The 21,458-nt window shown below is 51.6% G+C and carries 17 protein-coding genes; 10 read left to right on the forward strand and 7 right to left on the reverse strand.

The genetic code is table 11. The features are described from left to right. Positions 1–38: 38 nt before the first annotated feature. Positions 39–878 carry a sulfotransferase family protein gene (locus tag IE111_RS08035; protein WP_189608028.1) on the reverse strand — a complete coding sequence of 280 codons (840 nt, stop codon included), beginning with the start codon at positions 876–878 and terminating at the stop codon, positions 39–41. A gap of 206 nt (positions 879–1,084) precedes the next feature. On the opposite strand from IE111_RS08035, the gene IE111_RS08040 reads away from it, so the two are divergent. Then, a complete protein-coding gene (locus IE111_RS08040) occupies positions 1,085–2,509 on the forward strand; it encodes a glycosyltransferase (RefSeq protein ID WP_189608029.1) in 1,425 nt (474 codons plus the stop codon). After that, positions 2,506–3,429, forward strand: a complete 924-nt coding sequence (locus tag IE111_RS08045; protein WP_189608030.1) for a sulfotransferase family protein — start codon at positions 2,506–2,508, stop codon at positions 3,427–3,429. The genes IE111_RS08040 and IE111_RS08045 overlap by 4 nt, the downstream gene beginning before the upstream one ends. On the opposite strand, the gene IE111_RS08050 is transcribed toward IE111_RS08045, so the two are convergent. Next, complete coding sequence (locus tag IE111_RS08050; protein WP_189608031.1) at positions 3,419–5,791, reverse strand: FG-GAP repeat domain-containing protein; 2,373 nt, start codon at positions 5,789–5,791, stop codon at positions 3,419–3,421. The genes IE111_RS08045 and IE111_RS08050 overlap by 11 nt on opposite strands. Before the next feature lie 321 nt (positions 5,792–6,112). Here IE111_RS08050 and IE111_RS08055 point away from each other — a divergent pair, with 321 nt between their 5' ends. The 8 genes from IE111_RS08055 (at position 6,113) to IE111_RS08090 (ending at position 14,315) form a co-directional block, all read left to right on the forward strand. Next, the gene (locus IE111_RS08055; RefSeq protein ID WP_189608032.1) at positions 6,113–7,015 is read left to right on the forward strand and encodes a glycosyltransferase family 2 protein; all 903 of its coding nucleotides are present in this window, start codon (positions 6,113–6,115) and stop codon (positions 7,013–7,015) included. A 19-nt stretch (positions 7,016–7,034) separates the two neighbouring features. After that, on the forward strand, positions 7,035–8,060 hold the full coding sequence (locus IE111_RS08060; RefSeq protein WP_189608033.1) for an NAD-dependent epimerase/dehydratase family protein: 1,026 nt from the start codon (positions 7,035–7,037) through the stop codon (positions 8,058–8,060). 63 nt (positions 8,061–8,123) lie between these two features. Further along, positions 8,124–8,654: a dTDP-4-dehydrorhamnose 3,5-epimerase gene (gene rfbC / locus IE111_RS08065; protein ID WP_189608034.1), complete on the forward strand. Its 531-nt coding sequence runs from the start codon at positions 8,124–8,126 to the stop codon at positions 8,652–8,654. Positions 8,655–8,673: 19 nt separating this feature from the next. Next, complete coding sequence (locus IE111_RS08070) at positions 8,674–9,957, forward strand: NAD(P)H-dependent oxidoreductase (RefSeq protein ID WP_189608035.1); 1,284 nt, start codon at positions 8,674–8,676, stop codon at positions 9,955–9,957. 28 nt (positions 9,958–9,985) lie between these two features. Next, positions 9,986–10,771 (forward strand): sugar phosphate nucleotidyltransferase, encoded by a 786-nt coding sequence (locus IE111_RS08075; protein ID WP_189608036.1) that lies wholly within the window; start codon positions 9,986–9,988, stop codon positions 10,769–10,771. 2 nt (positions 10,772–10,773) lie between these two features. Next, positions 10,774–11,430 (forward strand): PIG-L deacetylase family protein, encoded by a 657-nt coding sequence (locus tag IE111_RS08080; RefSeq protein ID WP_189608037.1) that lies wholly within the window; start codon positions 10,774–10,776, stop codon positions 11,428–11,430. A gap of 17 nt (positions 11,431–11,447) precedes the next feature. Next, complete coding sequence (locus tag IE111_RS08085) at positions 11,448–12,836, forward strand: polysaccharide pyruvyl transferase family protein (protein WP_189608038.1); 1,389 nt, start codon at positions 11,448–11,450, stop codon at positions 12,834–12,836. A 354-nt stretch (positions 12,837–13,190) separates the two neighbouring features. Continuing rightward, entirely contained in the window at positions 13,191–14,315 is a 1,125-nt protein-coding gene (locus tag IE111_RS08090) for a hypothetical protein (RefSeq protein ID WP_189608039.1), read from the forward strand. Here the strand turns inward: IE111_RS08090 and IE111_RS08095 are convergent. From IE111_RS08095 to IE111_RS08115, 5 genes are all read right to left on the reverse strand, one after another. After that, positions 14,307–15,278, reverse strand: a complete 972-nt coding sequence (locus IE111_RS08095) for a glycosyltransferase family 2 protein (protein ID WP_189608040.1) — start codon at positions 15,276–15,278, stop codon at positions 14,307–14,309. The genes IE111_RS08090 and IE111_RS08095 overlap by 9 nt on opposite strands. After that, a complete protein-coding gene (locus IE111_RS08100) occupies positions 15,275–16,663 on the reverse strand; it encodes a phenylacetate--CoA ligase family protein (protein WP_189608041.1) in 1,389 nt (462 codons plus the stop codon). The genes IE111_RS08095 and IE111_RS08100 overlap by 4 nt, the downstream gene beginning before the upstream one ends. A 1-nt stretch (position 16,664) precedes the next feature. Continuing rightward, positions 16,665–17,297, reverse strand: coding sequence for an acyltransferase (locus IE111_RS08105; RefSeq protein ID WP_189608042.1), 633 nt, complete (start codon positions 17,295–17,297; stop codon positions 16,665–16,667). A 5-nt stretch (positions 17,298–17,302) separates the two neighbouring features. Further along, positions 17,303–19,897, reverse strand: a complete 2,595-nt coding sequence (locus tag IE111_RS08110) for an RIFT barrel domain-containing protein (protein WP_189608043.1) — start codon at positions 19,895–19,897, stop codon at positions 17,303–17,305. A gap of 69 nt (positions 19,898–19,966) precedes the next feature. Then, positions 19,967–21,445, reverse strand: coding sequence for an oligosaccharide flippase family protein (locus IE111_RS08115; RefSeq protein ID WP_189608044.1), 1,479 nt, complete (start codon positions 21,443–21,445; stop codon positions 19,967–19,969). Between the last annotated feature and the right edge of the window lie 13 nt (positions 21,446–21,458).

Raw genomic sequence — 21,458 nt, forward strand, 5'->3', positions numbered from 1 at the left:
CTTCCGATGAAGTTGTAATAGATAGATTCGAGGTTGGATCACCGATTCAACCAATGTGATGTGTCTACACCAAACTCGTGCTTGATCCGATCGACGTCGGACCGGTAAAAATCGGCCAGGTAATCCAACTGCTTGGATGTGGGCTGAGGTTTTTCGGCGGGTTTGGAATCAAGCTCCGCCAGTCCGGTGAACAGCCTCTTTATTTTGTATGGGTAGGTTTTTTGTTCGATGTTCTGGTGGTAGAACTTTAATATGGAGCGACCTATGGGGCCTTTGCGAGTCACGACCTTGTTGGCGTTGTGTTGAGTCGTCAGGTCAACATCCTGAAAATCTTCGTCGACGCCTAAAAACCGGTAAATGCCACGCACGGTCGCCTCGGGCTTGAACTTCAATTCATCCATCGTAAACAGATGAATTTGCTCGCGGGAAAAATACTGAAGGTACTGATCGAGTTGGTAGGCATAGCATCCTTGCCATAGAGTCGGATCTTTCGGGTGATGGGCAAGTATGTCATCAAACATTCGCGTTTCATGACCAGCGGCAATGCGTTGTAAATAGTGGGACTTGAACCGTTCAATCGGATCGCGTAGCAGGTATATCAGTTTGATGTCCGGGTTGTAGGCATGGATGCGTTTCGGAACGTCGGGGTTGGCCGGAAAACGGGTATAGCTGGTCGAAGCCTCACCGATGGCCGTTTCGTGGGCTTTACTGAAATGCTTTTCATACCAGGCGAAACCCTTACGCCAATATTTGTCATTGGAGAAAAAGTTAATTTCCTTGATTTCAGACATGAAAATGTCCGGATGGGATTCCAGATATTTGAACAAGCTGGTGGTGCCTGATCGAGCGGCGCCAATAACCAGGAAATTGGGTTTCAAGGGTGACTCTCCTCCATGAATGACAAGCGGTGGCCTGGGGTGAAACTCAGGGTCCGTTGGACGGAGCAAGGATAGTATGGCGACCAGGCCTTTGCAATAGACCGCTATGTAGCGGGATGCTGCGTTAAGGTGTTCGGGATGCCCTTGCCAACGTTAGGATCAAGGTATAAAGTTCAAGTCCCGTTCTCCTAGAAAGGTCGGTTCGCATGGACGTTAAACCAGACAACCAGGGATTAAAGGTATTGTTTGTCGCCTACCACTACCTGCCAACCAAGGGCACTGGCATTCCCGGTTCGATGCGAACCATCAAGTTCGTCAGAAATTTGAACAGTTGCGACTGTCATGTTCTGACGGTGCGAAAACCCGATGTCGTTGAATCCGAGTCACCTCTCGGTCACCTAACCCCGCCGATCAACGGTGAAACAGTGCACCGTGCGGGGGCACTCGATCTGTTCGCAATGTTATTGCGTGTACGCCGCCGAATTAAGCGCTTGCTTGGCAAGACCGGTGATCGGGGTGCGCATACGACCCAGGTGTTCAAAAGCCAGTCTTCGAAGCCCGATCAATCGAAGAGTGCGATCCAAAGGTTCAAGGACTTTATTTACAACCTGTTTTATTTTCCGGACCAGGAAAGCCCCTGGATTCCGTTGGCTGTGATTAAAGGTTGGCGAGTGGTGCGGCGTGAACGGATAAACGTCATTTTTGCGACAGGATCTCCCTGGTCTGGATTATTGGCCGGGTATTTTATCAGTCGGTTGACGGGCATCCCTCTGGTTGTGGATTTTCGTGACCCTTGGGTCGGCAATCCATTTCATCACTCCAAAGGCCGCTTCCTGGACCGACTGGCGATTCGTATGGAAAAACGCTTGGTTCGACACGCTACCACAGTGTCACTGAACACAGACGCCCTGCGAGACGAATTCCTCACCCGTTACCCCGATGTGGACGAAACCAAGCTGATTGTGTTGCCAAACGGTTACGATCGCCAGGAATTCGATGGCCTCGGTGGTGATTCCGCTATTGGGAGCCGTTTGGATGAGATCACACTGTGCCATGCGGGATTTCTTTACGGCGTGAGAGATCCGGGTCCGCTTCTCGATGCCATTCGTCAAACTCAAACGGACCTGGACCAGCAGGGAGTTCGGGTGCGTTTTATACAGATCGGGCATGTTAAGCTGGACTACGACATCAATCAGCGGTATGCGGATCTGATCGACAGCGGTGGTCTTGAGCTTCTGCCTCAAAAATCATACAGAGAGTGCCTTGAGTATCTATCCAGTGCCGACATGCTGGTTAATATCCAGCCCGGCACACAGACCCAGATTCCATCGAAGATCTACGACTATCTGGCGTTGAATAAGCCAATTCTCAATATTACTCCAGCCGACGGGGCCTTGGCTCGTATGGTGAGCGAATATGACTTTGGTGCACTGTGTAGCCCCGAAGACTGCTCCGCCATTGGTAGCGTGCTTCGGAAGCTGGCTCGGGACAAGCGGGATGGTCGGCCCTTTGAGCCATACGCCAACCGGAATCAATTCGACATCGAGCGAATCAGCGAGAAGTTGAATGCCCGTTTTCAGTCAATCGTATTTGGTACTTCAAGCGAATCAGTGGAGAGCGCGAGATCATGAGTGGGATTGAACAGGTGTTCATATTAGGGGCGCCGCGCTCGGGGACGACCTTTCTATCCAGTCTTCTGGAAAACACCCGCTTTGGGGTGCCTGTGGAAACCCATTTCATCACTAAATATTACAAGATTCTTGACCGTTACGGTGATCTTTCCAATGCAGGCTCTTTTCGCCGTTTGATGGAAGACATCCTGGCCGAAAGACCGGTCCAGCAATGGCGACTGCAATTGGATATTGATGAATTTTACCACTCGTTGGACGGGGACTATCGGTACGCCAATATTGTCAACCGTCTGGTGTTGAGGCGGGAAGCCATGAGTGGTTATCAGGCCTGGGGGGATAAAACCCCTCACTATCTGGGCGATGTGGATATTCTGTTCACTCTCTTTCCGGATGCCAAGTTCGTTTATATTGTGCGTGACGGTCGCGACGTGGCCTTGTCTCTGTTGCAGAAAAACTGGGGTCCAAATAATGTCATGCGATGCGCAGAATATTGGGCCCGTCTCAATGACAAAGCCGAGACGATTGATCGTATTAAAGCCCGCGGTAACTTGTGGGAATTAAGCTACGAAGGGTTGATCGAAGAAACGGAGTCATACATTGATCGCGTATACGGCTTTCTCGATGAGACCATAGACAAGTCGACTAAGAACCGTCTGGTTCAAAGTGTCAAAGGCAGTAATTACAATAAATGGAAGACCCAGATGTCACCGGAACAGATTCGAACCTTCGAGAGTGTGGCGGGAGACACCTTGATCCGGTTTGGCTATGAAATCCAGACCGACTGCAAACCCCTGCCGGCCTGGAAAGCGATGCTTTACCGTATGCACGACCAGTATCGACGGGTTCTATTCCTGTTTGAAATCAATGTCATCGACGGCATCAAGATCCGTTTCTTTGGTAAGGAGCCTTTCAACGAATGAGGTTCTCATAGACCAGGACCTTACCATGGCTCCACCCGATCGATGCGATATCCAGGTCTCCATCACCGTCCAGGTCCACTACTAAGGCTCCGTCGTGATGTTCGTCGCCCCGGTGGATGAGATGGGGGCGCCAGTCACTGCCCATCCCGTTCCGATTCTCCAGCCAGACCAAGCGAGCCTGGTCGGGTTGGTCGAGATCATGCTCACCGACGATAATGTCTATATCACCGTCTAGGTCAATGTCCCCGATGCCCAGGCTCATAGGGCCTGTCAGGGTGGGCAGTGGGTGTTCCAGCCAGGGCTCGTAAAGGTCTTCAGGCTGCTCGTACCAGACCAGTTTGCCGGCACGGCTGGCCGATTCGAAGCCTACGACAATATCCAGTCGACCGTCATTATTGAGGTCGACAAGGCGGTGCCGGTCGGGCCGTTCCCGGGTGCGGCTGATCCAGTGGGTCTCCCAGCCCGAGTTGCTGCGCGCAAGCCAAGCCGTGCCTGTGACAATTTCAGGCGATTCGTCGCCGTCCAGGTCAATCACGGTTATCGCTTCGTCCTGGGAGAAATCCGATATCCGTCGCCAGCGCCAGATGCTATGGGTGGGTTCTACCGGAACTGATAAGGCTTGCAGGCCTTCGTTCTGTCGATGCCAGGACAATATAGCCTGTGGCCCGCCCTGTATCCCGGTTGCCCAGTCGATGCCTTGTAAAAAGTCTCCGCTCGCGGGTTCGATATTGGTATGGAGCTCGAATCGACCTTGGCCGTCGTTCTCGGCCCAGGCAAGTTGGTCACCGGACTGCTCATAGTCGTACTCCCGAATGCCGAGCCGGTTCAAAAGGCGTCTGAGCAGACCGGGTTGCTGGTTGTAACCCCGCCAACCCGATGCCAGGACATCGACATCGCCATCGTCGTCAAAATCCTTCAGCAGTGCCACGTTGGCCGCGGGATCGCCAAATGGGGTTCGAGTCCAGGTACTGCCAAGTGACTCGGGTTGTCGATACCAGTGGCCGCCGCTGGCCAGATCGGTCGCACCGTCACCGTTCAGGTCGGCGGCGAGAATGAAAGTCGCCTGCCCCGGCCGGCTATCGTCAATCAAGTGGCGTCGCCATCCGATTCGGGAGCTAGACTGGTTGCGCCAGAGGTAAACCGGGTACTCGTAGTCCTTATCGTCCTCGAACTGCCAGTTGGTACCCATCAAGTCGATATCGAAGTCATTGTCGATGTCCGCCGCACGCATGCTGTGGGAAGAAAGCTCGGAAATGCGATTCCGGCGCCAACCTTCTTCACTTTTCATATAGAGTTTGACTGGATTATCGCCTTCGCCCTGGTTCATTTCCGCCGTCACTATATCGAGGTCCCCCGTGCCGTCGATGTCGAGGGCTGCTACAAAATGGTGCGCCGCCTCGACGCGAGCATCGACCACTTCTTCTCGCCATGTTCCATCTGGATCAGAGGGTGCTTCGAACCAGGACAAACGATAGTATTGACCGGCCTGCTCGGCAGGCGAAAGCACGATATCCGGCCGGCCATCCCGATTGATATCGGCAACATCGATGAAGACGTCGGGCCAGGACCAGTCACCGGCATAGTCCCTGGTGTTCCAGTCGATATCGTTGCTTACTGTCCCCGGGTTCTTCAGCCATTGCTGATTGACCACGATGTCCGGGTATCCGTCCCTATCCATGTCCGCAACGGCCAAACCTTCGCCGTGTACCGAGGGGATGTGGATATGGGAAAAACGCTGACCGTCGTCTTGCCGCAGTATATGAACAAGATGTCCGTCATGGTGGCCGAACAGACTTTGGTTGCGTCCGACCAAGTCGAGGTCGCCATCGAGATCCAGATCCGTGACTTCGAGATCATGCAGAAGCAGCGGGCTGATGCGTTTGGGAGCCCATTCGGGGCCTTTGAGCCAGATAACCCCCTGATCGGCGACTAAAACGATATCATTGTGTCCGTCGGCGTTGATGTCGGCGACTTCAATGTCGGTGCGAACTTTATAATTTTCGGTTATAGAGTGGCGCTGCCAGGTCGGGTTTTCGTACCACACCAGTTCCCCACCCGCGCCGGTTCGATCGAACAGTCCGACCTTGCGAAGCAGTCGCTCGCCCAAAGACAAGCGCCGGGGCTGGTGGCCTCCGACGACTACATCGAGTAAGCCATTTCCATTGATATCCCCCAGCGTTTTACCCCATGGAGCACGGGGGCCATGACTGTCCAGTATTTCCAGGGTGAACCGGGATTCGGCCGATGACGTTGACGGTGTTGAAGGATCGCAAGCAGCAACAACTAGAAGGGCGATCAGTAACAAAGGAATCAGTATCTTAAAGAGCTTAGGTCGTATTGGAATAAAGAGAAGTGGGTTCATAAGAATATTCCTTGAGTCGTACCCCGGGAGACTTCCTTGTTGGGTTACAAGACCCTGATAGGCTAATAGCAATGATACCTGAATGCCAGTGTTAGACAGATTGCCCGTATTATCAATGAGTTACCAAATCGAACACAGATCCGGATTGAAACCTGTTCGAGTTCGACTAAAATCATTGTGATTGAAAAAACTGTTCAGCCGCCCCTCTCTCGTGGTATAAGGTGTACGCGGAAAGGAAGTAAGGGCCGTCTTTCTGTCGGGCTCGAAGGGTATAAGGATTCAATGCACGGAAAGCCCAACGATCAAGCAAAGGATGCAAGGATGTCAGTTGTTCCCTCCTCATCAGTAGCAAAAGTAGCCATAGGCTTGCCTGTCTATAATGGTGAACGTTACCTCGAAGAAACGCTGGATTCTGTTCTCAGTCAGACATTCGACGATTTCGACCTGTTCATAGCCGACAACGCCTCCACGGATCGAACCGAGACCATTTGCCGTGATTACGCCAGCCGTGACCACCGGATTCACTACATACGCAACCCGCTTAATCTTGGCGCCGCCAAAAACTACACGTGTTGCTTTCAACCCGCCAAGGCACCTTATTTCCGTTGGCAAAACGCTGACGACCCCATCGAACCGACGCTGATCGAACGTTGCGTGTCGGTACTGGATTCTGAACCGGAGGTCATTCTGGCCTACGGTAAGAGTAAAATCATTGACGAGAACGGCCTCGTTACCTCGGACTATGAAGACAACCTTAACCTGACGAACCCGGTAGTCTCCCAACGATTCAAAGAGTGTATTCACAATATCGGGCTGCAAAACCTGATGTACGGCTTGATTCGGCGAGATGTTCTGGAGCGAACCGCGCTGCTCGGTGATTACCTCGCATCGGACATTAATTTGATCGGTGAACTGTCACTTTATGGCCAGTTTCGGGAAATCCCGGAACACCTATTTAACCGACGCATGCATCCTCAGGCCAGTAGTTGGGATCGCAAGGACATAGATCGCCAGAAAGATTTCTGGAATCCGGCAAAGCGTAGGCTTGTCATGCAAACCTGGCGTAGCATATATGAATTTTACAAGGCCGTTTATCAGGCACCGATACCGTTGAAGGACAAGGCGATAATCAGCCGTTTCCTGATTAAGCGGGCCTATTGGCACAAGACGTATATGAAGAATGAATTGGTGGATCTGATCCGATTTGGCATCTTGAAAGGTTAACTGGAGTAACGGAGCGACTATGAAAGTACTGGTAACCGGGCACAAGGGATTTATTGGAACAGTGATGGTGCCCATGCTGTTGGAAGAAGGGTTTGATGTCACCGGCATCGACACCGACCTGTATCGGTATTGCACCTACGGCGATGAACCATTGGAGGTACCCTCTATCAATAAAGACGTCCGCGACGTCGAAAAAGAGGATTTGCAGGGTTTTGACGCTATCGTACATCTCGCCGCCCTGTCTAACGACCCTCTCGGTAACATCAATCCGGACCTGACCTACGACATCAACTACCATGCATCCGTACGATTGGCGGAAATGGCGCGTGATGTAGGCGTGAAGCGCTTTCTGTTCGCCTCCTCTTGCAGCATGTACGGCAAAGCAGGTGAGGATGTGCTGGACGAGACCGCAGACTTCAACCCCGTGACACCGTATGCCAAATCCAAGGTATTGGTTGAACGAGACGTCTCCGCTATGGCTACCGATGGTTTCAGCCCGGTCTTCCTGCGTAATGCGACCGCTTATGGCGTATCGCCGCGTATTCGCTTCGACCTGGTAATCAATAACCTTGTTGCCTGGGCACACACTACCGGCAAGATCCTGATGAAGAGTGACGGCACTCCGTGGCGACCGCTGGTTCACATAGAGGACATCACACAGGCAGTAGTTTGTGCATTGAAAGCGGAACAGAGCGTGATTCACAATTTGGCTGTGAATGTCGGCAGCAATGAAGAAAATTACCAGATGCGGGATCTGGCGCGCTTCGTCAAGGAGACCGTTCCCGGTTGCGAGATAGAGTACGCTGAAGATGCGGGTCCCGATTTGCGATCCTACCGTGTTAGTTTCGACAAGATACATCGCGTGTTTCCGGACTTCAGCACCCGATGGACAGCGCGTCAAGGCGTGGAACAATGCTACCAGTCCTATTTGAGATTCGGTCTTGGACGGGACGACTATGAAGGCATCAAGTACAAGCGCATCGCTCATATCATGAATCTGATCGAAGACGGAAAATTGAACACCGATCTGCGCTGGCAGATCTAGTTCAGCCTAGATGAGCCGTGCGCCTGCTCGGCTCAAGTATTACCGGGAAGGAGCCGAACCAAGATGAACTTCACCGAATCACCCATCGCGGGAGCCTATATTATCGACGTCAATCGAATCGGGGACGATCGTGGCTTCTTCGGCCGTTTATGGTGTGAACAGGAATTTGAGAAAATGGGACTGGTGACCCGGATTCGCCAGTCGAATATTGGCGTCAGCCGTACGGCAGGTACGCTCAGAGGCCTCCACTATCAAAGAGCCCCCCACCAGGAAGTCAAAATCGTCCGATGTTCGCGTGGAGCTATGTACGATGTGATTGTTGACCTTCGTACTGATTCACCCTCCTACGGACAATGGTTCGGTTTGGAGTTGAACCAGGATAATGCCACGATGTTGTATGTGCCCGAGGGTTGCGCTACGGGTTACCAAACGCTGGTGGATGATACCGAAATGTACTACCTGACGTCGGAGTTCTATCACCCTGAGTCCGCTACTGGAGTGCGCTACAATGATCCGTCTTTCAATATTCAGTGGCCGATGGAAGTAACGGTCATATCCGACAACGACACTCAATGGCCGGATCATACCGGCTAGCGCAAAACGGGGAATTGCCATGATCATCGTCGATACAGCGATCGCCAAACGACTGGAAGAAGACCGACCCATACGGGTCGCCATGGTTGGCGCAGGTTACAGTGCCAAGCACATCGCCTCCCAGATTTTAAGTTCGTTTCCCGCTATCCATCTGGCGGTTATTGTGAACCGAACACCGCCCAATGCCCTGGCAACCTACCGGCAAGCCGGTGCCGACAACGTCGAGACGGTCAATACCGTCGGCCAGGTACAGGATATTATTGCCCGTCGGGGTCACGCGGTGACAGACAATCTGGATGCGGTCATCGACGCACCGGACATTGATGCTGTAATAGAGACCACTGGTGAAGTGGAGTATGGTGCCTACGCAGCTTTGAAGTCGATTCAGGCGGGCAAACATACTTTTGTTCTCAACTGCGAAATGGATGCCACGGTCGGCCCTTTATTGAAAGCCTATGCTGATGAACGCGGGGTTGTTTACTCCAACTCTGACGGCGATGAACCGGGTGTCGCATCCAATCTGGCACGGCATGTACGCACCATGGGGCTGGAGGTGGTCGGTGCCGGCAACCTGAAAGGGTTCTATGATGTGCATCGGACACCGGAGACTCAGCGAGCCTTTGCCGAGGCGAATAACCAGAAACCGCATATGATGACGTCATTTGTCGACGGCACCAAGTTGTCGATGGAACTCACGGTAACGGCCAATGCCCTCGGATTTGGAGTGGGAAAGCGTGGAATGCACGGAGTGGCGTGCGACGATGTCCGCACCAGTCTGCAACATTTCCCGGAAGGCGCCTTTCAGCCCGGTAAAGGTATCGTAGATTTTTTGCTGGGAGCTGCGCCGTACACCGGTGCATTTGTGGTCGGACATACCGAGCACCCGATGAAGCAGGACTATCTTAAATATCTGAAGATGGGTGACGGACCCTTTTATATATTCTATACACCCTTTCATTTACCCCAGTTGGAAATCCCGATCACGGTGGCTCGCGGGGTTCTGTGCGGAGATGCGGCGGTCGCACCTAAAGGCGCGCCGCAGTGTGAAGCCGTCGCCATCGCCAAGCGGGACCTGAAAGCGGGCGACACACTCGATGGCATCGGTGGCTATACCAACTACACTTTAATCGATAACTTCGATGTCAGCCTGAAAGATAACCTACTGCCGATGGGTGTATCCGAAGGCTGTGTCATGAAGCGTGATGTACCGATAGACAAAGCCCTGACGTACGACGATGTGATTCTACCCGATAACCGGCAGATCGATCAGTTGCGTCGCGACATGATCAATCGATTTTTCTAACTCACTCTAGGAACCGGAAGCCTGTGTTATGAAAGTGGTCTTGTTTTGTGGAGGTCTGGGTATGCGTCTGCGTGAATACTCGGACAGCATTCCCAAGCCCATGGTACCGATTGGACACCGTCCCATCGCCTGGAATCTGATGAAGTTCTATTCTCATTTCGGTCACAAGGACTTCATCATGTGTTTGGGTCATAACGCGCATGTCATCAAGGACTATTTCCTGAAATATGATGAATGCCTGACGAACGACTTCGTTCTCGAAGGGGGCAAAGCTCAGTTGGTCAAGACCGACATTCATGACTGGCGCATAACCTTTGCCGATACGGGTTTGAAGTCAAACATCGGCATGCGACTGAAAGCGGTCGAGAAATACCTGGATGATCTGGACCCTGATGATCTATTCATGGCCAACTACGCCGATGGTCTATCCGACGTGCCTTTGAACCAGATGCTGGAGTATTTCCAGGGAACGGACAAGGTCGCCTGTTTTCTCTGCGTGAAACCTCAGCAAACCTTCCATTATGTGCGTTTAAACGACGACGGCACCGTTCATAGCATCCAGGACACGACCAATACCGGCTTGACCGTTAATGGTGGCTACTTCATCTTCAAGAAGCGGATATTCGACTACGTCAGGGACGGCGAGGAGCTGGTTCATGAACCTTTCGAGCGACTGATCGCTGAAAATCAGTTGGTCGCCTATCAATACGACGGCTTCTGGAAGTGTATGGATACGTTCAAGGATAAGCAGGCATTTGACGAGCTTTATGCAAGTGGTGATTGTCCCTGGGCCGTATGGAGATCGAAGGAATAGGCATGCTGACGGCAAAAATCTTTGAAGGTATCGAACAACCTCATGTGCTGTGCCTTGGCGCCCATTGCGATGATATCGAGATTGGATGTGGGGGAAGCATTCTTAAGTTGCTGGAAGACTATCCGGGTCTTAAGGTTACCTGGGTGGTTTTTGTATCCAACGAACAGCGACGGATGGAAGCTGAAGAAGGAGCGGTGGAATTCGCGGGTAACGCTGGTGAATTGAACGTTCACATTTTTGATTTCAAGGATGGATTTCTTCCCGCTCATGTGGAAAGAGTCAAGGAGACCTTTGAACGCTTAAAGCGAGAAATCGCGAATCCCGACCTGATACTTACACATTATCGCCACGATTTACACCAGGATCATCGTCAGGTTTGTGAACTGACTTGGAATACATTCCGTAATCACCAGATTCTAGAATATGAGATTCCGAAGTGGGATGGCGATTTAGGAGTGCCCGGTGCTTTTATTCCATTGACCAAGGCTCAGGGTGAACGAAAAATTAGGCTGCTTCAGAAAATATATAATTCTCAACAAACAAAGTCTTGGTTCACCGACGACCTGTTTTGGTCTTTGATGCGCATTCGCGGTATGGAATGCCATTCATCGTCAACCATTGCCGAGGCTTTTCACTTACGCAAAGTGATGCTTGGTTAAAACGTTAACCTGTTACTATGGAACAAACATCCATTATGCAAAAGGGCTCCATAAAAATTGGTGTTTTCGGACACTACGGCAACAGGAATCTTGGTGATGAAGCCATTATCGAAGCCGTAATCCAAAACCTGAGACACCACATACCCGACTGTGACATCGTATGTTTGTCCATCAATCCCCACGACAGTCGTGAACGTCATGGCGTGGAAGCATTCCCGATTCGTTACCGTAAGGATTTTTTCAAGCCGGCCCGGGAACCGACTTCCACGCGACAAAACAGTTCCTCTATAAGCAAGAGCCATTCAACACCCAATAATACCGGGTTAAAAGCTACCCTGAAACGAATCCCGGGTCTGAAACTTGGCGTAAAAACACTGGGCCGAATACTGGACGGTTGGCATGGGTTAAAGCAGGAAGTTGGCTTTCTGAAGTCCGGCAGACGCTATCTCGATGATATGGATCTGCTTCTGATTACCGGTTCCAATCAATTCCTGGATAACTTTGGTGGAGCCTGGGGATTTCCGTATACCTTAATGAAATGGACCTTACTGGCCAGGATGGCCAATACCAAAGTTGCCTATGTTAGCATCGGCGCTGGTCCGCTCGAACGGCGGTTGAGTTTTTGGATGCTTCGCGTCGCCTTGAAACGAGCGGACTATGTGTCCTACCGAGACGAAGGGTCAAAGCGATTGATTGAATCCCGAATATCGATCGATGCCCCGGTCTACCCGGATCTGGCTCATGCGCTTCGATATCCTTCCCCCGGGCACCAACCGAAGTTGGAAGAGGGGGCCTTTCATGTGGCTGTAAACCCGATGCCGGTATTTGATCGGCGATATTGGTACCAGGCAGACGATCAGAAATTTTCGGCCTATGTGGGCAAGCTGACAGATCTTTGCCGTCATGTATTGAAGAAAGGGCACCATCTCACTTTGTTCAGCACCCAGGCAAAAGACGAGTTGTTGGTGGATGAAATGCATCAAACACTGGTCAGTGATCCAGAGATTGCACCGTATATGGACCGGGTGTCCTGCGCCAAGAGTCAGCAAGTCGGGGAGTTAATGAGGGTCATCGACGGCGCAGATCTGATAGTGGCCACTCGATTCCACGCCACGGTATTACCTTTGCAGCTGAATAAGCCGGTTCTGGGAGTCTGCTACTATCGAAAGGCCGCAGAGCTACTGGACGATATTGGTCTGGGCGACTTTCATGTTGATATCAATGATTTCAGTACCAACGAATTGGTTGAGAAATTCCAACTACTGACAGAACGGTGTTTGAACGATGGCTTGTCCTTGAGCTATCACAATGAGCGATATCAGGCATTGCTGGAAGAGCAATACAGGAAGATTGCTGATTTGGCCGAATTGTCCATACAGGGTCAGGTTCATGCCTTGAACCAATAGGCCGTGTTTCATGTTGGGAAATTTGACGAGTATGAATGAGCAGACAGGCTCAGGTTACGTGGCAACAGAATCCAGACCTGCGAGTTTTGAACCAGTACCTGTTCAGTTGTGATTCGTCTCTCAGTCGAAGAATGCATGGTCGAAAGCCCGGTCATTCGACCATTGTTTTATTAAGAGAAACTGTGGGGCAACTCACAGTCGTGCAGTATTTGAAAGGGATACGCCCATATTTTGACGAACAGTTGTTTAATGTAAGTTTGTGACAGGGGTTTGGAATTGGCAGTTGTGTTTGATTCTTGCAAACCTACTATAGGCCCATGCTTAAACAGCTGTACCACTAGAGGCAAATTGAGAATGAGCAAGTTCATGAAAGCGACTCCTTTCGGCATGGTAGCTAGTATCGTATTTTCAGGGATCAGTCTCGGCGCTTCCGCCGAAATTCTGTTCGAAGAAAATTTTGATGACCAGGCGGATTGGACCAGTGCCATGCACAGCACTGATCGCGTTCAGACCGCCGGCTCCCACGTAATGCCCGAGGGCTGGTACGCGATTCGCCAGGATCCTGCCTTCTCACCTTCCACCGGATATCCGAATGGCCATGAATCCATCGAGATTCTCGGTAGTAACACGGATAAGGCCCGGGGTGGTGTCGGTAAGAGCATGGTAGCATGGCGCGACAGCAACGGGCCGGACTGGTATTGGGGTTCCGATTCGATGTTGACCCAGTACTTCCCGGAAGGTTATGACGAACTCTACGTCAGTTTCTGGATTCGGTTTGATCCCGAGTGGACACCCTATGGTGAGACCGGCATGACCAAGTTATTCAGGGTCTCCAGTTGGGATCCGGATGCCGGAAACCTGTACAAGGCATTTGGCGACGGACCCAATGGTCCCATCGTGCTGTGGGATTATGAAGCCAATTCTTACGGGGCTCGCAACAAATTGGCGTTGCGTGGCCACCCGACCAGCGATCACTACTTGATGAACAATCCAAGCACCATCAACATGCCGCGTAAGTTCGGCAATGGTAGTGCATCGCTCAACTTCGATGACAACATCCGTGACTTGAATGGGGACGGTACCAACGACAACACGATTGACAGCCTGTTTAACCTGATCACTGGTGAACCGGTCTCGGGAACTGTCTCTCACGATGAACTGTGGGGGAATGAGTGGCATAAAATCGAGTTCCACGTGAAAATGAACTCAGGCCCGGGGGTGTTTGATGGGGTTCTGGAGCAGTGGATGGACGGCCAGTTGATCTTCAAAAATCATCAAATTCCTTGGATGGGTCACAACAGTGACGGGTCAGCCAAGTGGAACGTGGTGTCTTTCGGAGGTAACTCTCATTTTCATGCTTACGATGAAACACAGGTGCAACGTCAGGAGTGGCGAGCATACGACGATATTGTAATCTCCACCACTCTGCCCAATTCGCCGTTACCGCCGAACAATGTGCAGATACAGGTTTCACAGTAGGCGTTTTGTGATTTCACGGATCATCCCTCGAAGTAAACCGAGGGAGCGTCCGGCCAAATAAAGCACATCCAGGCTGAATATCAAAGCGAGCTTCACCGGGTTAAATTCCTGTGTGGATGCTCGCTTTAGTCGTTTCAGGGACAAAATTCCTGCCGGAAGCAGCGCGGCCAGTGCCGCAGCTAAGCCTGTAAAAGTCTGGTTCAACGCAATAAAGAAAAAGCTCGAAGCTACCATCAGAGTAAACCATAAGACGAGATAAAAAACCGGGTCGGCGATGGAAGACTTCCAGTGTGATATATAATTCTCAGCATGCCACTGTTGCCGGCGAATGAAAGAAGTCATACTTTTTGCATTTCCCAAGTGAACAACCGCCAAATCAGTAATTACAGGTACTGAATGACCGGATGCCTTGAGTTTTCTCGATATATCGGTGTCTTCGCCCGAGGTAATCTGTTCGTTGAAACCGCCCACAGACTCGAATACGGATTTTCGGATAAAAATGTTACAGCCGATCAGTTCGGTGGGCCTGGTTGAACCATGGCGACACTCAAGAAGCCAGAAAGATTCCACCCAACTGGGTGACGCCCCCAGCTTGATGCCACCCCCGACAACATCGACGCTCAAGTTCTGTAGAGTCTCCACCCCCTTTTTCAGCCACCTCGGGTCCACTACACAATCGGCATCCAGAAACGCCAGGATGGATCCGTTTGCTTTCCCAGCTCCATAGTTTCGGACTGCGCCGACATTGACGTTGGGTAACTCGTATACTTCCACGGGAAACTGACGTGCCAAATCGGGTGTTCCATCTGTTGACGAGTTGTCCACCAGGATGGTTTCAAACCGGTCCCTGGGATAATCAGAAGCCATAATTGAATCCAGGCAGGCGTTGATGGAGTTTGCTTCATTGTGAGCCGGCAGGACAATGGATACTAAAGGCCATTCCATATCATCGTCATGCATCATCTCTGCGTATCTCCCACGAGACTGACAACGCCTTTGAACTTCCCGTTAGCGCCCCGTTCGATAGCCCGGGTGTATTCGATGTCGACTTGCATACTTTGTCCGGTGCGCGTTAATAAATTCTGTTTCAGCAAAGCTTCGTCGATAGCCACCCCTGGTTGTGCGGTTACAACTTTAATCCTGCATCGATTCAATCGTTCCTGAATCACTTGAGCTTCCTGTATTCCACTGAGCCCTTTGAATATGTGGTCGATACGACCAATTCGCTTACCATCTTCGGTCAGAATGACATCATCGGTACGGCCGAGTATCTGCCGGAAGTAGGGTAAGTCTGAATCGCAAGCGCACCGCTTGCTACCCAGAATTGCAGTATCTCCGATTCGGTATCGAAGAAGCGGCATGGCCTTGTTTGTTAAACTGGTGGCCAATATTTCCCCGGCTGTGTCGGTAACCGGTCGATCTTCGGTATCGACCGTCTCTACCATTCCGATGACAGGGTTGAGGTGATACATGCCCTTGCTGCATTGCCCCGAAAAAAGTACATACTCGGCTGTCCCGTAATAATCTCGCACGGGGCAATTGAATACAGTCTCGATTCGAGTTCTCTGCCAATCCATCAGTGTTTCCGAATTCGTAATCACGACCTTGGGCCTGAACTGAGGTGCTACACCGAAATGATGGTATTGACTGGCAATATCGTAGATGGCCGACGGGTAACCAATAATCTCCTCGGGTGCGAACCGGTCCAGTTCCCGCTGGTAGTGAGGGAAGTTGCTATTGTTGATATGGTAACTGGAAAATAATCGTTGGTTCTCAGCGCGATTATATCGTGAAAACGGTGGGTTCATGTTTTCAACGGGTTGAATCATACGTCCGGCAAAAGTCGCACGGCGAGCACCAAATCGTACACCGTGTTGCTCTTCGTGGTCGACCACCAGGGCCATAGCCAGTTTGTAGGTATACTCATCAACATTGAGAACGAGCGGAGTACCCGTACTTCCACTGGTATGCTGAACCATGTACGGACGGATTTCAGGGTTACGAAGTTCATTAGCCCGTTTACGAATGGTTTGTTTATCGAGAACCGGTAGCTTTGTCAGATCCCGGGTATGGGTAAAGTCCTGTTCGCTGAGACCCCAGTCTGCCAAAAGCTTTTGATAATAAGGAATGGACCCGCGACAATATTTGACCATCTGGTGCAGCCTTTCCGCCTGATAGGCTTCAAGCTCATCTCTTGTCAGGATCTTGGCCGCATCGATCGAGCGTCGTATATCATGATAAAGACCGGTATAGCGCTTTCGGTATAATTGATAGCCATAGGCTGAAATCAGGAGGTTCTGAAGCCAGGGCGGGGAGATTTGGTATATGGAATCGGTAATGCCGCTCATGTCAGGTTGGCTCCACCGTTTGTCTCGATGATTGATTGTGGTTGGACTGTTTAGAGAACCGCGATTGAATGAAGCGTGCCGGGTTGCCGCCATAGACTGCACCGGCTTCGACTGGCCGAATGACCACGCTTCCGGCCGCAATGATGGCTTGTTGATCAATATCTGCCATGACCAGAGCTCCGTTGCCCAGCCAGCAATCCCGACCTATGAGGATTTTAGTGTAGGTGCCACCCTGTTGCTGTATCGGTTGTTGGGTATCGTCAAATAGATGCTGTTTATTGCCGCTGAGAATGTGAACGCCACTGCCGAGCAGCGTATCCTCTTCGATCGTACACATCCCAATATTGGACTGTGGTCCAATATATACACCTCGTTTCAACGTCGTATTCCGGTGTGACAGGACTGTTAAAAATCCGATACAGATGTCGTCCGACGTTTGTGGGCATGCCCAATGGTAAAAAGCCGCGCGACAATAGATGCCCAGTTTCCCCGGGATCAGGCTCAGCCATTGAGACAGGCTCTGGAACAGGCTGTCCGACTGTCCAAACAAGGTAAACAGTTGAAGAAGCAGGTACAACGGCAGTAAAAGGAGCAGGAATACCTTTTTTACGGCGGTCTTGAGTGCGGCTTTCATAACCATTATCGGTCTACCCTTGCTTGTAGCCAAGCTCGTTCCCTGGTCGGGCGAAATGTCAGTACGCCCTTGAACAGTTTAGTGGCGATCTTGGCAGCAATACGTGTAGTCGTCAGCTTTGGCGGCGGGCCGAACTGGTCGGACCTTTGCGATGTGGGGATCGCACGCCCTTTGAAATTGTCATTCGGTTGTAAAAGGTGGGGACCAAAATTCTGCAACAAGATGATTTGGATTCTCGCAAAGTAACTGGTATCGCTTTGTTCCAGGTGACGGCAAACATAATTTAACCACTCCTGACCCTTTCTATGAAAGCCACCCGAATCCTTTTGGTCGTATTCCGCAGCCAGGTACATCAACATGGCCTTACGGATGTCCTGAGCGGCCCAGGTGTCGTTTGGGTACTCAAGGTTTTCAGGGTGCATGAGGAAGGGAGCTTCATGCCGGCGCATCCACTGACAATAGTTTAACAGGCTGGCTTTGGCATAGTTGTAATGAGCACCCTCTTCATCGAGCCGCTCTTTTAGCCACAAGTAGTGTGCGAGGCTGGTCAGAAAGACAACATAGGACCAGGCGACCTCAACGTTCTCCAAACCTCTTCCCTGGATGTCATCGTCGGGATGAACCGTATTTCGAATGACGTACTCGGCGCGACGTAAATATTGGCTGTCTTGGGTGACATCGAATGCGTCGATCAGCGAATTGATGTAGTTTCCCGTCCCCCGTGTGAAAGGGTAACGGTAGGGATGCGGCGCCTTTCCCTTGAACAACTGCTTGAGCTGGTTCAACTCGATTTTTTTAATCGATAGCAACTGAGCTAGGAGTCCATCACTGCCTTCATGTAAGGCAATCATCCAGTCGGCCAGTTCTTTGACCGCTGACTTGGAGGAAGGGTTGCCAGTCAGAAAGTAATGGTATTTCAATCCTGTGGTGTAGCAGTGCTCTGTACCCGGACCGCCACCGGTCTGACCGGGAATAGAACTGGTATTATTGTGTTGGCTGTAGGTGCGATGCGTTGCTGTGCGGGCATCCAGATAGTGATCCGTATGCCAGAACAAGCCGTTGTTGTACTCACTTCGGTCTTCTTGGGTATGATAAATGTCAATATCGCAGACATGGTGAGCCAGGTCGTCCATCAAGGTAAACCAGTGGCAATCGCCAGTCAGCAAGAACTGTCGGGCAAACCCGTATATCGCGTCGTATTGGTTATTGTAGTGTGAAATGAACGGAGTATCGCCTTCGGGCTGATACAGGGTTTCATGATCCGCGAAAATATCCCCGAAGTTTCGCCAGCCATATTCATCAATGACTTCACGCTTGCGGAAGAAGTTGTTGTCACCTACAAGGCTTTGCGCAAGCAAGGCTTGTAACGAATCATCCTGCTTCAGAGGTCTGAACCAGGGAAAGGCATCGGTTTTGGATACCCATTCAGTATCGTATTGTGGGATCAATGGGTAGTGTGTACCCGTTAAAGTCGAAAGCTCGGCACCATAGTCAATCGCGACACTCTGAGTTTTCCGCTCTCCGCCCTGTAGTTCGTGTGCTCCTGTAGCCAGTGGCGGAAAGAAATGGCATTGAACCACGTATTCCGAGACACTTAATGCACTCGGGAAGTTTTGCCAGAACAGAGGCATACTGATCTGAAACTTGTTGCTTTCGGATCGAACGAAAATCACTGGATCGGGTCGCAAACCGGACTTCAGCACGCGCCCCTGATTGTCCGACAGGCGATAACCAATGAATTCAGGCGTAATGCATCCACTCGCATCCACGTGATTCTTGCTGTCCCAGTGTTGGCCCCCGCTGGATGCCTGATGAAGAGTGACGGTACCAGACAATGGCAGCTCAGGGCTGGTTTCTTCACTGGACCCTAGAGCCAGGCTCCTCTCGACCTGTTGTCCGGTCTGAAGCTCAAGAAATGTTGACTGAAAGTGTATGGACCCGGGATCTCCGAGGTCCCAGAGCCCCCCAGGGTGCTGGGACCGTTTGGGGTTGTGTAAGCAATATTCGACATCGACCCGGGTGCTGTCCCGATAAAAACTGAGTCGGCACTGAAAGTGGGCCAACACGGAATTATCCGATTGTAGCCAACGACCTGTGGCTTTAAGTGTCAGTCGAACCTTGCTGTCCCTTTCCTCCGGCTCCCATTCGACGACCTGCCCAAGACAAGGGCGTCCCGACGTGTCGATCAACTGTAAGCGGGCCTCTCCTTCGCCGGGACTGTCCATCATAGACCAGGCCGGCTGATGCAGGTCCACTTGAAAAGTGGCGGCTCCTGTATGGACAAGTATTACATCCCGTAGATATTCGCACCGTACAATGTGGGAATCATTGGCGTGACCGCAGGGCATTAACTTAAGTGAGCGTTGATCGAAAGCGGGGATGTCGACCAAAGTATCGATCAGCAACCAGCGAACGCTGCCATCAGGCCAGTACGCCACGGGCCGGTACTGGAGGGGGTAAGAGGTCTGCTCGTTATCTGTCAGACACAGAGATTGTTTCGGCGTAAGTTCACCACGAGCAACAGGCATGCCAAATTTAATGGGTTCGCCGTGTCGAGTGATGCCGTATTGTTCCAGTAATTGAACGGTTATGGGTTCCATAAGTCAGCCCGTGCCAAAGTCCGTTTTGTGGATGATCAGTATAACGGTTTTCCCTAACTCATAAAGGGATCAATGTGAGGTTGTGCGTTGCCGAAACGGCCGGTGAAGCAAGGCCAATTCGACCAATCGTCGGGCGTGTCTGAATTCCTCCGATCGTGCATAGGCTACGTTTAGCAACGTGAGTGTTGTACCGGCCCAGCCAGCCATGAACACGGCCCCCAGTAACATCAACCCAGGCAACCCCCCTGTGGCATAGTTGCTCGTCCACTCTGATAATCCCAGTCCGGACAGGCAGCCCAGCGCCGATGGAAGACAGAGCCAGAGGTAGCGTCGCAGTCCCAGCGCCGACCATCGATTCAACACGACCAACAGTGCCAAAGTCGTGGCCATGGCCAGCCATCCCCGGAGCCATGCCATATTCCAGAGGGAGTCTCTACCCCACAACCACAGGATCGTAAAGATGAGAATTGTGGAGCTAAGATCAAAAATAAACAATGATTTGACGCGGCCCAACGCTATCACCGCATCACTGATCAACGCGAAGAGGCAGAACGTAATGAAAAACAGTGCGAAAGCGGCCATTAAATGAGCATAGGGCTGCCAATCCTGGCCCAGAAGTACGGTGACAATGAGTTCCGGATAGGCCAGCATGAAAACACTGACCGGTAGCAATATCGATGTCGCCAAGGCGAGGGAGAAGCGGATGCGATAGGCCAGTATTGCGGGGTCGTCGCGCCCTTGGGCGATAGCTGCCAGCAAGGGTTGGCTCATCGGAATTATCACTGAAACCGCCGGTAGAATGGACAGCTCCCTTACCAGATTGTATCCGCCGAGCGAACTGGAGCCGAAAAGCTTGGAAACCATCAAATTGTCGATCTGAGAGCGCGTGAAACCGACCAGACCACGCATCAGCAGCCAGCGGGAGAAATGCCATTGTTGCCAAACCCGTTTCAGACTCATACTGGGTCGATAGGCACAGACACGATAAGATCCAAGCGCCAGAATGGCGGCTGAGATAAGGTTGCCGATGATGATTGCCCAGTGACTGGCGTGTACCAGTGCGATGCCAACTACAAAGACAAAGGCCACTCCTTTTTGCCAAAGGTTCAGCCAGAATACAGGCCGGTAGTTCAGGTTTCGGGCGAGTAACATCAGTTCCGGCGTTTTCAGCGCCCGAATCGGTAAAGCGAGGCTTGCAATCGGCAATGCGGAGGTCAGGGCTGGAGTTTCGAAGTATCGTGCGAGGGCGGGTGAAGCGATGATAATCAGCACGGCGATACCGGATTTCATCAGGATATCCAGGGTCCATGCGGTGTTCAAGTCGTCGTCGACGACGCTGTCCTTTTGAACGATGTATTGCTGATTGCCGGTTTCGACCAGCAATTCAAAAAACTGCAGCGCAATGGTCACCAGAGCCACGATGCCAAAGTGCTCCGGAGCCAACAGTCGTGCCAGGATCAAGGTGCTGATGATACCCAGCGTTCGCTGCAGAAATTGAATCGCCACCAGGAAACCGGAGCTCTTCAATACGCCCTGGGTCACCGACATTTACGATGCCCCC

The organism is Saccharospirillum salsuginis, from assembly GCF_014651855.1.
GTDB classification, from domain to species: Bacteria; Pseudomonadota; Gammaproteobacteria; order Pseudomonadales; family Natronospirillaceae; genus Saccharospirillum; species Saccharospirillum salsuginis.